At 37.8% G+C, this 15,274-nt stretch carries 12 protein-coding genes, 1 rRNA gene and 1 other annotated feature (1 of these 14 running past the window's edge); of the genes, 3 read left to right on the forward strand and 10 right to left on the reverse strand.

Annotated features, from left to right (window positions below; genetic code table 11):
• Positions 1–1,325, reverse strand: a 16S ribosomal RNA gene (locus tag IGK21_RS12860); it reaches 235 nt to the left of the window's first position.
• A 741-nt stretch (positions 1,326–2,066) separates the two neighbouring features.
• Here IGK21_RS12860 and IGK21_RS12865 point away from each other — a divergent pair.
• The 3 genes from IGK21_RS12865 to serS all read left to right on the forward strand — a co-directional run bounded on the left by IGK21_RS12865 (position 2,067) and on the right by serS (position 5,531).
• The gene (locus IGK21_RS12865) at positions 2,067–2,756 is read left to right on the forward strand and encodes a response regulator transcription factor (RefSeq protein WP_010736768.1); all 690 of its coding nucleotides are present in this window, start codon (positions 2,067–2,069) and stop codon (positions 2,754–2,756) included.
• A complete protein-coding gene (locus tag IGK21_RS12870; protein WP_025480278.1) occupies positions 2,743–3,951 on the forward strand; it encodes a sensor histidine kinase in 1,209 nt (402 codons plus the stop codon). The genes IGK21_RS12865 and IGK21_RS12870 overlap by 14 nt, the downstream gene beginning before the upstream one ends.
• Positions 3,952–3,995: 44 nt before the next feature.
• Positions 3,996–4,208, forward strand: a binding site (T-box leader).
• Positions 4,209–4,259: 51 nt separating this feature from the next.
• A complete protein-coding gene (serS, locus tag IGK21_RS12875) occupies positions 4,260–5,531 on the forward strand; it encodes a serine--tRNA ligase (protein ID WP_010736769.1) in 1,272 nt (423 codons plus the stop codon).
• Positions 5,532–5,760: 229 nt separating this feature from the next.
• On the opposite strand, the gene fabF is transcribed toward serS, so the two are convergent.
• The 9 genes from fabF to IGK21_RS12920 all read right to left on the reverse strand — a co-directional run bounded on the left by fabF (position 5,761) and on the right by IGK21_RS12920 (position 15,155).
• Entirely contained in the window at positions 5,761–6,990 is a 1,230-nt protein-coding gene (fabF, locus tag IGK21_RS12880) for a beta-ketoacyl-ACP synthase II (RefSeq protein ID WP_181914736.1), read from the reverse strand.
• Between the two features lie 416 nt (positions 6,991–7,406).
• A complete protein-coding gene (gene guaB, locus IGK21_RS12885; protein ID WP_010720519.1) occupies positions 7,407–8,891 on the reverse strand; it encodes an IMP dehydrogenase in 1,485 nt (494 codons plus the stop codon).
• A gap of 320 nt (positions 8,892–9,211) precedes the next feature.
• Positions 9,212–9,907: a DUF1129 domain-containing protein gene (locus tag IGK21_RS12890; RefSeq protein WP_010720518.1), complete on the reverse strand. Its 696-nt coding sequence runs from the start codon at positions 9,905–9,907 to the stop codon at positions 9,212–9,214.
• Between the two features lie 86 nt (positions 9,908–9,993).
• A complete protein-coding gene (gene ychF / locus IGK21_RS12895) occupies positions 9,994–11,094 on the reverse strand; it encodes a redox-regulated ATPase YchF (protein WP_010720517.1) in 1,101 nt (366 codons plus the stop codon).
• Between the two features lie 8 nt (positions 11,095–11,102).
• Positions 11,103–11,294, reverse strand: a complete 192-nt coding sequence (locus IGK21_RS12900) for a DUF951 domain-containing protein (protein WP_010720516.1) — start codon at positions 11,292–11,294, stop codon at positions 11,103–11,105.
• Between the two features lie 120 nt (positions 11,295–11,414).
• Positions 11,415–12,305, reverse strand: coding sequence for a ParB/RepB/Spo0J family partition protein (locus IGK21_RS12905; protein WP_010720515.1), 891 nt, complete (start codon positions 12,303–12,305; stop codon positions 11,415–11,417).
• Positions 12,292–13,059, reverse strand: coding sequence for a ParA family protein (locus IGK21_RS12910; RefSeq protein WP_010736770.1), 768 nt, complete (start codon positions 13,057–13,059; stop codon positions 12,292–12,294). Before IGK21_RS12910 ends, IGK21_RS12905 begins: the two co-directional genes overlap by 14 nt.
• Positions 13,060–13,070: 11 nt before the next feature.
• On the reverse strand, positions 13,071–13,784 hold the full coding sequence (rsmG, locus tag IGK21_RS12915; RefSeq protein ID WP_010720513.1) for a 16S rRNA (guanine(527)-N(7))-methyltransferase RsmG: 714 nt from the start codon (positions 13,782–13,784) through the stop codon (positions 13,071–13,073).
• Positions 13,785–14,123: 339 nt separating this feature from the next.
• Positions 14,124–15,155: an FUSC family protein gene (locus IGK21_RS12920; RefSeq protein WP_034697652.1), complete on the reverse strand. Its 1,032-nt coding sequence runs from the start codon at positions 15,153–15,155 to the stop codon at positions 14,124–14,126.
• Positions 15,156–15,274: the final 119 nt, after the last annotated feature.

A 15,274-nucleotide genomic window follows, 5' to 3' on the forward strand; every position in this document is an offset into this window, starting at 1 on the left:
ATCCGAACTGAGAGAAGCTTTAAGAGATTAGCTTAGCCTCGCGACTTTGCGACTCGTTGTACTTCCCATTGTAGCACGTGTGTAGCCCAGGTCATAAGGGGCATGATGATTTGACGTCATCCCCACCTTCCTCCGGTTTGTCACCGGCAGTCTTGCTAGAGTGCCCAACTAAATGATGGCAACTAACAATAAGGGTTGCGCTCGTTGCGGGACTTAACCCAACATCTCACGACACGAGCTGACGACAACCATGCACCACCTGTCACTTTGCCCCCGAAGGGGAAGCTCTATCTCTAGAGTGGTCAAAGGATGTCAAGACCTGGTAAGGTTCTTCGCGTTGCTTCGAATTAAACCACATGCTCCACCGCTTGTGCGGGCCCCCGTCAATTCCTTTGAGTTTCAACCTTGCGGTCGTACTCCCCAGGCGGAGTGCTTAATGCGTTAGCTGCAGCACTGAAGGGCGGAAACCCTCCAACACTTAGCACTCATCGTTTACGGCGTGGACTACCAGGGTATCTAATCCTGTTTGCTCCCCACGCTTTCGAGCCTCAGCGTCAGTTACAGACCAGAGAGCCGCCTTCGCCACTGGTGTTCCTCCATATATCTACGCATTTCACCGCTACACATGGAATTCCACTCTCCTCTTCTGCACTCAAGTCTCCCAGTTTCCAATGACCCTCCCCGGTTGAGCCGGGGGCTTTCACATCAGACTTAAGAAACCGCCTGCGCTCGCTTTACGCCCAATAAATCCGGACAACGCTTGCCACCTACGTATTACCGCGGCTGCTGGCACGTAGTTAGCCGTGGCTTTCTGGTTAGATACCGTCAAGGGATGAACAGTTACTCTCATCCTTGTTCTTCTCTAACAACAGAGTTTTACGATCCGAAAACCTTCTTCACTCACGCGGCGTTGCTCGGTCAGACTTTCGTCCATTGCCGAAGATTCCCTACTGCTGCCTCCCGTAGGAGTTTGGGCCGTGTCTCAGTCCCAATGTGGCCGATCACCCTCTCAGGTCGGCTATGCATCGTCGCCTTGGTGAGCCGTTACCTCACCAACTAGCTAATGCACCGCGGGTCCATCCATCAGCGACACCCGAAAGCGCCTTTCAAATCAAAACCATGCGGTTTCGATTGTTATACGGTATTAGCACCTGTTTCCAAGTGTTATCCCCTTCTGATGGGCAGGTTACCCACGTGTTACTCACCCGTTCGCCACTCCTCTTTTTCCGGTGGAGCAAGCTCCGGTGGAAAAAGAAGCGTTCGACTTGCATGTATTAGGCACGCCGCCAGCGTTCGTCCTGAGCCAGGATCAAACTCTCATAAAAAGTTCGAACAATCTTGCGATTGTTAAGCTCAATTGTTTGCTAGCATATTGCTTGCTTGTTAAAAATGTTTGTTGTCTTGAATCAATCAAGACGCCCTACACATTTGGTTTGTCTTTGCTTTGTTCAGTTTTCAAAGGTCTACTTGATTAAAAGCTAATCATTTGAGATTGCCGTAGCAACTTTTATATCATATCAGAGTGACGTTTATTTGTCAACTCTTTTTTAAAAGTTTTTTGACTTCGTTTTTCAGAAGTGTTTCAGCAACTCATTTATCATAACTCGTCGTTTGTTATTTGTCAACAACTTTTTTGAAGTTTTTTTCGATGAAATCAAGCTTCATAAGCTGTCGTTTTTTTACGACTCAGTTATCTTATCATGGTGTGATCCCTCTGTCAACAGTTTATTTCAACTATTTTCACTAGCGATCTTTGCTCTTTCGAACAAATAATAATATACCAACAGCAAAAATAAAAGTCAATAAGAAAAAAGCTGTTTTATCAACATTTTTAGCGTAATCGATCGTTCTAATCCTATAAGTGAGAAACGTTCGCTTTTAACATGTTTTTCATTAATGATAGCCTTCTCAGCATTGCGATTGTTCAGTTTTCTATTAATGAGCCACTTCACTTAGCTCTTACCTTCTAAAATTTTCCTTAACAAAGTGTTGCTTTTATCTATTTAGACATTTTTTTGCTAGAATGAATAGTAAATAGTATCATTCTAACTCTGGAGGAACAATCTATGAAAATATTAATTGCTGATGATGATAAAGAAATTGTTGAATTACTAAGTATTTATGTTCACAATGAAGGATACGAAGCTGTTAAGGCTTATGATGGGAAAGAAGCATTATCAAAGATTCGAACGATACCTGATATTGAGTTATTGATTTTGGATATTATGATGCCTGAAATGGATGGCATGCAGGTCGTTAAAGAATTACGAAAGGAATCGCAAATACCGATTATCATGTTGACAGCAAAAACAACCGATATGGATAAAATTAAAGGGCTTGTTGCTGGTGCTGATGATTATGTTACAAAACCATTTAATCCTTTAGAAGTTATGGCACGCGTAAAATCTTTGCTTCGTCGAACAAAAATGCAAATCACACCGGATCAACCGGATATATTAGAAGTAAACTCTTTGATTATTAACAAAGATTCCCATGAAGTAAAAACAATTGATGGGAAAGAGATTCAGCTTACAGCATTAGAATTTGGGATTCTATACTTATTAGCAAGTCATCCTAATCGTGTGTTCAGTGCAGATGAAATCTTTGAGCGTGTATGGAAACAAGAAAGTATTGTTTCCGCAAAAACTGTTATGGTCCATGTTAGTCATTTGAGAGATAAGATCGAAGAAGCAACTGGTGGAGAAAAAGTCATTCAAACCGTTTGGGGAGTGGGCTATAAAATTGATGCAAGATAAAAAAAGAGGAACAGAAAAACGGCGACGAATCAATCTAACTTCTAAGGAAATCAGTGAGTTATTAGCAGAAGGTATTATCACCGTGATTCTCCTTCTACTATTAAATGTTGCGATTTTGGTTGTCCTTACTTCAATAATTAGTAGTTCCCCTTCATTGACTAATGCGATTTGGGATTCAAAAAATATTTTTGCTCAACGATTGAATAGTGATTTATTTTGGAACGGCCGAAATTTTCTGATTCCCCTTTTCTTTCTTTTAGATATCGGCGTATTATACTGGCGGTTGATCCGTCGCTACCGACAAATGCAACTACGTCATATTATTAGCGAGCTTCACTATATCGCTAATGGTAATTATGACCATCGAATCCCTTTTGAATTAACAGGTGATCTTAGTCGTGTAGTAACAAGCATTAATGGTTTAGTCGATAGTACAGTAGCTGCGATCGAAGATGAACGGAAAATTGAAAAATCAAAAGATGAATTGATTACTAATGTGAGTCACGATATCCGTACCCCTTTAACCTCTATTATTGGTTACTTAGGATTAATCGAAGATGGCCAGTATCAAACAAAAGAGGATCTTTTGAAGTATACCCATACAGCTTATATCAAAGCAAAACAAATGAAATTACTAGTGGATGATCTTTTTGAGTATACTAAAGTCAGACAACCAGCTGTTCCGGTCAATTTTTCGGCTTTTGATCTGATCCAGCTAATTGAACAACTAGCTGCTGATTTTGAATTAGAAGCATCAAAAAAGCATATCCAAATCCTTGTATCATCACAGGTTCCATCATTAACTATGGATGGAGACACCGAAAAACTAGTTCGTGTCTTTAATAATTTACTGACGAATGCTTTAAAATACGGCAAAGGCGCTACAAAAATTGTCATTGAAGTCGAAAAAGTTGGCTCAGAAGTCGTTGCGACAGTAAAAAACAATGGAGCTATGATTCCTCGAGAATCAATTGATAATCTTTTTGACCGCTTTTACCGAGTAGAAGAGTCTCGTTCACAAGAAACCGGTGGGACAGGTTTAGGTTTAGCCATTGCTCAAAGTATCGTTGCTTTACATGGTGGTTATATTTATGCTAAATCTGATAAACACTGGACTTCATTCATCATGCATCTTCCAATAAAAAGAAATGAAAAATTACCAATCAAAAGTCAGGAACATATTGACGAAAATTAAAATATCCGATATTCTTATTACAATCATTTCTATATATCATATCTATATAGCACAGAACCCAGTACATTTTATTTTTTTCAAGAGAGCTGATGGATGGTGTAAATCAGCAAAAAATAAGTTGGAAGTTCCAGTTCTTTGATGTGTACCTTTCGAAATAAGAAAGGTCGGCAAAACAGCCGTTATCTGTTAACAAGAGCAGCATATTTATATGTTGAACTCGGGTGGTACCGCGAATGTTAGACCGATTCGTCCCAAGATAATTGAGGGATGGATTGGTCTTTTTTTATTATATTTAAGGAGGAATTGCAATGTTAGATGTAAAAATGATGCGTCAAAATTTTGATTATGTTCAAGAAAAATTAATGACTCGTGGGGTCAAAAAAGAAACCTTAGCTGAATTTATGGAATTAGATGAAAGTCGTCGAAAATTACTTGTTAAAACGGAAGAATTAAAAAAATATCGTAATGATGTTTCAGCAGAAATTGCACAATTAAAACGGAACAAAGAAGATGCAACAGCTAAAATCAATGAAATGAAAGAAGTTGGGGGCAACATTAAAGCCCTTGATGAAGAAGTAGCGCAAGTAGATGAAAAGTTACATCAAATTGCGACTACCTTACCAAATTTACCAGATGATTCTGTACCTGTTGGAAAAGACGAAGAGGACAACGTGGAAGTTCGTCGTTGGAACACGCCTCGTAATTTTTCATTTGAACCGAAACCACATTGGGAAATCGCTGAAAACTTAGGTATCTTAGACTTTGAAAGAGGGGCAAAAGTTTCTGGAAGTCGTTTTGTTTACTATAAAGGATTAGGTGCTCGCTTAGAACGTGCCGTTTATAACTTTATGCTAGATCAACACATCTATGAACATGACTATACAGAAATGATTACTCCTTATATCGTAAATAGTCGGGCTATGTTCGGAACTGGGCAATTTCCTAAGTTTAAAGAAGATGTTTTCCAATTAGAAGATACAGATTTGACATTGATCCCAACAGCGGAAGTTCCATTAACAAACTATTACAACGATGAGATCTTAGATGGGCAAGATTTACCGATTTATTTCACTGCTCTTAGTCCCGCATTTCGTTCGGAAGCAGGGAGTGCCGGCCGTGATACTCGAGGATTGATTCGTTTACACCAATTTAATAAAGTAGAAATGGTCAAATTCTCTGATGCAGAACATTCTTATGATGAGCTAGAAAAAATGACAGCCGATGCTGAAGATATTCTACAAAAATTACATTTACCTTACCGTGTAGTAGCATTATCTACTGGAGATATGGGCTTCTCTGCTGCCAAAACATATGACTTAGAAGTATGGATCCCTGCACAAGAAACATATCGTGAAATCAGCTCATGTTCAAACTGTGAAGATTTCCAAGCACGACGCGCAATGATCCGTTACCGTGATGCAGACGGAAAAATCCACTATGCTCATACACTGAATGGTTCAGGACTTGCAGTCGGCCGGACTGTCGCAGCGATCCTTGAAAACTACCAAAATGAAGATGGATCAGTGACTGTTCCAGAAGTATTAGTTCCTTACATGGGAAATTTAAAAGTGATAAAGTAGACCACCTTGTCTTATTTATATAAAGAGGTCATGAAATAAGCGGTCAGCTCCTCGCTTATTGTTGAGGAGTTGCTTCTTGAACGCCGTTTATTCGTTTTTAGAGATACTAGAAGAGCCTGAGACAAGTTTTGTCCCAGGCTCACTAATCTTAATATGTTTATTTTCTTTTTAAAAAGGACTATTGCCCCACTCTCTTCTTGTTCAGAAGTTCTGTAATTTACCGGCTTTTTTATAATTTTCTTATAATTATAGAGGTATTATGCCCACCAAAGCCAAAACCATTTGAAAGAATAATATTTGCTTGATGATGAATTTTATTATTGGGAATATAATTCAAATCACAATCTTCATCGGGTTCTGTCAGGTTAATAGTTGGTGGTAAAATATTATACTCCATCGCTTTCAAGCTAATCACTACTTCAATGCCTCCTGCTGCACCTAATAGATGTCCTGTTGAGGACTTTGTAGAGCTAATCAATAATTGTTCAGCATGCTTTCCAAAAACCTTTTTGATTGCTCGACTTTCACTAATATCTCCAACTTTAGTACCTGTTGCATGCGCATTTATATAATCAATTTCATTTGCACTAATTTTCCCCATTTCAAGTGCTTTTTGGATGGCACGACTGGCTCCTTCTGAATGAGGTGTAGTCATATGATAAGCATCTGAAGTCATCCCGTATCCGATAATTTCACCTAAAATTTTCGCTCCGCGTGATCTTGCATGTTCGAATTCTTCTAAAAAAACGATCCCAGCTCCTTCTGACATGACAAAGCCATCCCTATTTTTGTCAAAAGGTTTCGAAGCTAAATTCGGTTGCTCATTCCTCGTAGATAAAGCTTGCATTTGGTTGTACCCAGCAAAAGCAATAGGTACAATCGAAGCTTCTGCTCCACCTGCAAGTATTGCTTCACTTAGCCCATATTTAATTCTAAGAAATGCTTCTCCTATCGCTTGATTTCCCGAAGCACAAGCTGAAATAGGACACAAAGTCACATCTTTAAATCCAGTCTTAATTGATACGAAACCTCCCGCTATATTGCCTATTGACTTAGGAACTACTAAAGGAGAAACACGATTACTTCCTTTCTTTTCCATAATGTTTTGATTTTCAATTAAAGAGTGAATACCACCTATTCCTGTACCAATCATAACGCCACATTTTTCCAAATCAAAATCCTTATGATCAAAACTCGCTTCAGATAGCGCTTGCATAGAACTGATTACTGAAAAATGAGTGAAACGATCTGTTCTCTTGATCTCTTTTTGATTAAGATACTGGTCAATCGCATAATCAGAAATAACTCCACCAATCCTTGTTTCTAAATTACTAAATTCCTCTGCTTCTATCTTTTTTATCCCAGAAATACCATTACTCACATTTGTCCATAACTCTTCTGCATTTTTTCCAGAAGAAGAGATAGTTCCCCTTCCAGTTATAACTACTCTTTTTATCATCTTATAAACTCCTTACTATCATAAAATAACAAAATATAAATATAACTCAGATATATTCTAACATATTAAAAAATCTTAACTATATAGTAATTTAACTAAAAAAAACAAAAATTTGTTATTAAAACATAATTTTTTTAATAAATTTATCGTAAAAAATGCTTATTAGCTCCTTAACCGCTCAACTTCACAGTGGTTTAAATTTATACAACAGCAGCTTAGTGGTCACTCTTATTTGGATATTGAGCAAAAACAACATAGTCAGACGAAAAAAAGTCATCAATCTTAAAATTTAGAAAAACAAATTTTAAGATTGACGACTTTTTTACTTTAAAAACAATGCTCTAAGTATTCTACTTATTTCGAATATTCACTTGACTCCTAAAGCGGAATATGTTGAGTCTTTTTCCCTTAATTGATTAAGATTCTACTGAATAGTTAGGTGCTTCTTTTGTGATTTGGACATCATGTGGATGGGATTCTTTCAACCCATTGCCACTCATTTGGATGAATTGTGCTTCGTCACGCAATTGTTTCAAGTTGCCTGCCCCAACATAACCCATACCAGATTTTAATCCACCGATCATTTGGAAGATAATATCCGCAACGCTTCCTTTGTAGGCCACACGTCCTTCGATTCCTTCAGGTACTAATTTATTCGCTTCATTGACGCTACCTTGGAAATAACGATCTTTTGAACCTTTTTCCATTGCGCCCAATGAACCCATACCACGATAAGTTTTAAAACGTCGTCCTTGGAAAATCTCAAATTCACCTGGAGATTCATCTGTACCGGCCAACATACTACCTAACATGACGGCATGTCCTCCAGCAGCTAATGCTTTGACGATATCACCTGAATATTTGATTCCGCCATCAGCAATAATTGCTTTGCCATATTGTCGTGCGACAGAAGCAGCATCATAAATCGCTGTTAATTGTGGTACACCTACACCGGCAACCACACGTGTTGTACAAATTGATCCTGGTCCGATACCGACTTTTACGACATCCACACCAGCATCATATAATGCTTTTGTTGCTTCCGCTGTCGCTACGTTACCGGCAATCAAAGTAGCATCTTTAAAGGTAGAACGAATTTCTTGGATTTTACGAATCACTCCAGCACTATGACCATGTGCTGTATCAATAACGATCGCATCTGCTCCTGCTTCCAACAAGGCACCTGCACGCTCAAATGTATCACTTGTAACACCGACAGCAGCAGCTACAAGTAGACGTCCATGTTCATCTTTGGCAGCGTTTGGAAATTCAATCACTTTTTCAATATCTTTGATTGTGATCAATCCACTTAAACAACCATCGTTGTCAACGATAGGTAATTTTTCAATTTTATGTTTTTGCAATATTTTTTCTGCGTCTTTTAGAGAAGTACCGACTGGGGCTGTTACTAAGTTTTCTTTGGTCATCACATCATTGATTTCCATATGATAATCAGTTACAAAGCGCATGTCACGGTTCGTAATAATACCAACAAGTTTTCTGTTTTCTAAAGTCTCAACGATCGGTACACCGCTAATTCGATATTTGCTCATCAATTCTTCTGCATCTGCTACAAGATGTTGCGGTGTTAAGAAAAATGGATCAATGATCACACCACTTTCAGAACGTTTGACTTTGCGCACTTCGTCTGCTTGTTGACTAATTGTCATATTTTTATGAATAACACCTAATCCACCTTGTCTAGCCATCGCAATAGCCATCTTACTATCAGTTACAGTGTCCATACTTGCACTGATGATCGGGATATTCAACTTAATATTTTTTGCTAATTGTACACTCATATCCACTTCGTTTGGTAACACGTGACTTTCTGCTGGTATCAGTAAGACATCATCGAAAGTAAACCCTTTTTTCGTGAACTTTGTTTCCCAGTTGGACATTTTTAGTACCACTCCTCTAGTTTTTAGTTTATCTATTAAAATAATCGATTTTTTCTATTAAGTCAACCGTCTTCCCATAATCCACACTGTTTCTAAGAATATCCTTATTATAAGCGTTTCCATCACAAGTCATATATGGTTAATAACGAGAAACTCTTTTAAGAGAAGCTACTGATTAAATTTACCAAGTTTCTCAAATTTTTGTTCTTTCTGTTTTAACCATTTCTCCATAAAAAATAAGAGACCACTATTCAAAACAAACAACTGTTTCAAATAATGATCCCTCATCATTGATATACATCGAATCGTACTTTAACGAATTATCTTCTAGGTACAGATAAACTTCCAACGATTCCATATTTTTTCTTCATGTAATAACGCAAAGCTAGTGCAGCAGCCCCAATAATGATGATAACTACTGGATCTAACAACGGATTCAGTACTGGAGGAAGAAGTGTGGTAGCGGAAAAGGCAACCACCCAGACCAATGTAGTTCCAGTTAAGATCAACAATGTTTTACCCATACCTGGCTTTTTACTACGATCTGCTCCCGGATACTCATATTGATAAATGTATTTATACATCAGGTAAAATACCCAACCACCAACAGCTGATCCGAAGACCAAAGTTGTGATTCCATAAGCTGGCGTTGTTCCACGTGAAAACAATCCGGTAATAGCAATCATGATACTCAACAAACCTAATAACAGGAATGTATTGTCTAGCCACATCAATAGTGGTTTAGAATTTACCTTTGCTTCAACTGGTTTGTTGATAATTGCTTCAGTTCTTTCAGAGACAGTTCCAAATAATTGTCTGGCTGTTTTTCCACCTTTTTGTTCAGACACTAAGGTTGGAAGGATGTCATGAAGTGCTTTTACCTTTTCCTCTTCGGATAGATTAGCTGCTTCTAAAGATTTTTTTAAGTCAAAAATATATTGTTGGTTTCTTTTAGTTAATTTTTCTTCTAATTGATTGTTTTCTTTTACAATTTCACGTAATTGTTCTGATTCCATGATCTAAATAGTCCTCCTTAGCCGCTACTTTAACGGTTGTCACAAAAGACATTCTAACATACTATACGTATCGTTTGATAGCCCTTTTATACATTAAAACGGAATAACATAACGTCGCCATCTTGGACTACATAGTCTTTACCTTCTAGACGAACACGGCCAGCTTCTTTGGCAGCATGCATATTTCCATAATGATCTAGATCTTCAAAAGAAACAGTTTCCGCACGGATAAATCCACGCTCAAAGTCTGAATGGATAATCCCAGCTGCTTGAGGTGCTTTGATGCCTTTTTTAAATGTCCAAGCCCGAACTTCTTGTTCTCCTGCTGTAAAGTACGTAGCTAATCCTAGCAAATCATAAGCTGCACGAATTAATTGATCTAATCCAGACTCTTCAATTCCTAAAGCTTCTAAGAATTCTGCTTTATCTTCTTCGTCTAGTTCAGCAATTTCTTCCTCTGCACGTGCGCTGACTACGATAACTTCTGCATTTTCTTCGGCAGCAAAATTACGTACAGCTTGAACGTAGTGATTCGTATCGCTATCTGCTACTTCATCTTCTGCAACGTTTGCTACATATAAGATTGGTTTGGTAGTCAATAAAAACAATGATTTAACGATTTTTTGTTCTTCGTCCGTAAATTCGATAGAGCGAGCTGAACGTCCTTCTTCCAGGACTGGCTTGATTTTATCTAAAACAGCTAATTCAGCAACTGCATCTTTGTCTTTCGTTTTTGCGATTTTTGCTACTCGAGTATAGCGTTTAGTGATCGATTCCAGATCTGCCAATACTAATTCTAGATTGATCGTATCAATATCCGCTAATGGGTCAACTCGTCCTTCCACATGTGTGATGTTGTCATCATCGAAACAACGGACCACATGACAAATCGCATCAACTTGGCGGATATGACTTAGAAATTGATTTCCCAAGCCTTCCCCTTTACTTGCACCTTTAACGATTCCTGCAATATCCGTAAATTCAAATGTTGTTGGCACGGTTTTTTTAGGATGAACAAGTTCAGTTAAGCGTTGTAAACGCCAATCGGGAACTTCTACCATTCCTACATTCGGATCAATGGTTGCAAAAGGATAGTTCGCTGCTTCTGCTCCAGCTTTGGTGATTGCGTTAAATAAAGTTGATTTACCGACATTGGGTAATCCAACAATTCCAGCAGTTAATGCCATAGATTTATTCACTCTTTCTCTGCATTTTTTTCAAGTACTTTTTTTAATTTTTTCTCAAATTCTCGACGAGTCATCATAACGATGTGCCCGCAATTGACGCATTTGATTTTGATGTCCGCTCCCATGCGGATGATTTCCCAACGGTTGGTCTGACAAGCATGAGGTTTTTTCATTTCAACAATATCATGTAAGTCGTACATAAAAGTCCCCTCCTTTAGTCATTTCTCTTAAGAACGGTTCCCACGTCTTTTTTGATATTCATATAGTGATCGTAAAAATTAAGGTTGATTGGTCTGAATTGAACGCTTCTTTCCTATTACTTATTCTTCATCGAATTGAATATTAAGGATATCAAGGATTCTTGTCAAATCATTTTGCGAAAGGTACTCAATTTCAATCTTTCCTTTACCGTCTTTTTCTTGGATAGCAACACTTGTACCAAACTTATCCATCAAGCGGTCTTCACTTTCACGTATATAATAAGGCTTTTCTTTTGCTAGTCGAGGGATTTTCTTTTTTTCTTTCCCATCGTTTTGATTTAATTGCGAAACAATTTGTTCCAACTGACGAACCGTTAGATTTTCCATAACTGCTCGATTCGCTAATTTTAGAATCAAACTTTTGTTTTTTAGACCTAATAAGGTACGAGCTTGTCCCATCGATAATCGTTGATCTTGGACCATTTCCTTCACTAAATCAGGTAACGTTAACAGACGGAGATAGTTTGCGATATATGGACGACTTTTACCTAAGCGTTTCGCCACTTCTGCTTGCGTAAGTTTAAGATTTTTCATCAGCATATCATAGGCTTCAGCTTCTTCTAATGGGTTCAAGTCTTCACGTTGCAAGTTTTCCAAAACAGCGACTTGCATCATTGCTTCTTCATCAAAGTCACGAACAATTGCGGGGATGGTCGCTTTTTCTGCTAACTTAGAAGCTCGGAAACGACGTTCACCAGCAATGATTTCATATCCTTTTACTGCCGAACGACGGACGATAATCGGTTGAAACACGCCTGATTGCTCAATGGAGTTTGCCAATTCTTGAAGCGAGACTTCTTCAAATGTTTTACGTGGTTGATAAGGGTTAGGGCGTAATTCGTTTAGTGGTAATTGTACAACTGTTTCATCTTCAACATCCACAGTTTCTAAATTCTCTAAATCTTGAAATAACGCATCGATCCCTCGTCCTAATCCTTTACTTTTCTTCACGGTTAACCACTTCCTTTGCCAATGCTTGGTAAACTTCAGCTCCTCTAGAACGTGGATCATAATCAATGATCGGCATTCCATGACTCGGTGCTTCTGAAAGACGAATATTTCTTGGAATAATCGTTTCATAGACCTTCTCACGGAAATACTTTCGGACTTCTTCCACGACTTCATTTCCTAAGTTCGTACGTGCATCATACATTGTAAGTAAGACGCCTTCAATCTCCAATTCTGGATTGAAATGCTTTTGAACTAAACGAACTGTATTGAGTAATTGACTCAATCCTTCTAATGCATAATATTCACATTGCACTGGGATCAGAATAGAATCGCTAGCTGTAAATGAATTAATAGTCAAATGACCTAATGAAGGTGGGCAATCAATCAGAATATAATCATATTGATCGTTCACTTCGGCTAAAGAACCTTTCAAGCGAGACTCTCTGGCCATCATTGAAGTTAATTCGATTTCTGCTCCTGCTAATTGAAGAGTGGCAGGCACAATACTCAAATTTTCATGTTCGGTAACAAGAGTTGCTTCGGCAATCGGTAGCTCATTGACTAAGACATCATAAATATCTTGAGTAACATCTGGTTTTCGAATACCGACACCACTTGTGGCATTGCCTTGTGCATCCATATCCACTAACAAGACTCTTTTACCAAGACTAGCTAAGCAAGCACCTAAGTTAACAGTGGTCGTCGTTTTACCTACGCCACCTTTTTGGTTTGCAACAGATATTATTTGTGCCATCTCTTCTCCTCCTACTTGATTGGTTGCTTATTTGGCATACCAGGTTTTCTTGGGTATTTTTTCGGGGTGACTTTCTTCTTTTGGATTACCAAAATATGTCGCTTGTCAGATATTTTCGGTAATTCTATCGCATCTTCTTTGATAAACTTTCCCCCTAAGATTGCGATCGCATGCTTGGCTTCTATTAGTTCTTCTTCGCTTTTTGCAGCTTTCAGCGCATAAAAGTATCCTTCTTGTTTCACTAGAGGCAAACATAGTTCTGCTAAAACATTCAATCTTGCTACAGCGCGAGCAGTCACTAAGTCAAATGAAGCTCGGAATTGAGGATTTTGACCAAATGTCTCGGCACGATCGTGATGAAGTGCCGCTGTGATACCAAGTTCTTTTGTTAATTCCGTTAAGAAGTTGATTCGTTTATTCAGTGAATCAACGATCGTGATCTGTAAGTTAGGAAACGCAATTTTCAGTGGGATACTCGGAAAACCTGCGCCTGAACCTACGTCGCAAAGTGAAAGAGGCTGAGAAAAGTCCACCTCAAAAGCTAACGTTAATGAATCATAGAAATGCTTCAAATAAACGTCATTTTTTTCCGTGATGGCTGTTAAATTCATTTTTTCGTTCCACTCAACTAACCACTGATAGTAACGTTCAAATTGACTCATTTGTTGATCAGATAAATGGATGTCTTTATCTGCCAATGCTTGACGAAATTCTTCTGGTGTCATAATTAATCCTTTCATTGTGAAACAGCAATTGTTTCACGAAATCTCTTTTTACTTTAACGCAAAATGAATCGAGTTGCAATCTTTCTACCGGTAAATTTATAGGAGGTTTTAAAAAATTAAAAAGGAAGCACTAGGAAGTACACATCCTTCTATATGTAAGTAATTAAAAAAAATAAATGCCTTAACTAGGTTATCTCTAATTTTTAACGCTAGTTGATTTTTTATTCAAATTTAAACAAAAAATGAACACATATCAAATGTATGGGTTAAAAAAATCAGCTCGTCTTTGATCCTCACTTCAAAAACGAACTGGCTTTTTTTTGTATATACTTTTATTTATTATTTTGTCTCTAATTTTCTCCGCACAACATTGAGATAGTGCTGTAACCCAACAGTCATGACCCATGCAGCACCTAAACCAATAAAACTTCCGATCACGATTCCCAAAAAGCGATATTCGATCAAGGATATCAAGTAGGCCCCACGAATTAGTGTCGATAACATCAGTGCCATCGGATTAAGAAAAATGTTGGCAACCGCATAATTTCTAGCAACCAAAAATTGTGAGATACCGTAAAGAAAAGTGATCAGAAAAATCGTTTGTAACTGAGTAAATGGTACAAAGGATAAAACAGCCGACACACATAAGCCCCCCATGGAACCAATCAAATATTGTACTTGCCGATGTTTCATTGCATCCAAATTCTCAGCTAAAAGAATAGAAGCACAAGAAAGAGTTAACCAGTAAGGATTGTGCAACTGCAATCCGTGACTAATATAGACGGAAAGAAATAAAGCAACACTGTAGAAAACAGAATCAATAATCACTAACGGTTCTTCTTGGAATCTCTCTTTTAAAGAGATTTGTTCAATGACTTGTTCTGGACGTGAATCAAGTAACTTGGTGATAACTGCAGCGATCAATGAAAACATGACCCCCATGAAAAAATAAAGAGAAACCATTGGCAAATGATCAATCGGTAACTGCATACTTGTTCCCATCGCCGAAAGCATCGCAAAAAATAAGCCACCTGGTTTTGAAATATGGAACAACCGCAAAATAAACCGGCTGGCAAAAGCCACTACAGCTACAGCAAAAGGTTCCAACCATAAAACATAGGTTGATAACATTCCTAATACAAAGGCAAATAAAAGTCCACAGCCAATGAAAAACATGCGCTTAATTAAATGTTTCATGGGTATATTTTGATAATAGAAAAAAGTAAAGATCCCTAATGAAGAAAAACTTGAAATCAAGAAATTCTGGTTTATGTATCCTAACCATAGTACGATAAAAATCAATAGCATAAGGTTCATGATACGAAATGGGTTATCTTGAATCTTATTAAAACGAAAATAAGTTTTGAACAACCAATCGCTCCTTTCTTCTATCTTTATTTAAATGCTGAAGCTACAATGTTTCGCTCTCGTTTCTATCAACATCATTTAGTATAACAACAATTTCTTTATTTTTCATAAAAAATTAAGTG

Source organism: Enterococcus sp. DIV1421a (assembly GCF_051711025.1).
Taxonomy (GTDB): domain Bacteria; phylum Bacillota; class Bacilli; order Lactobacillales; family Enterococcaceae; genus Enterococcus_B; species Enterococcus_B hirae.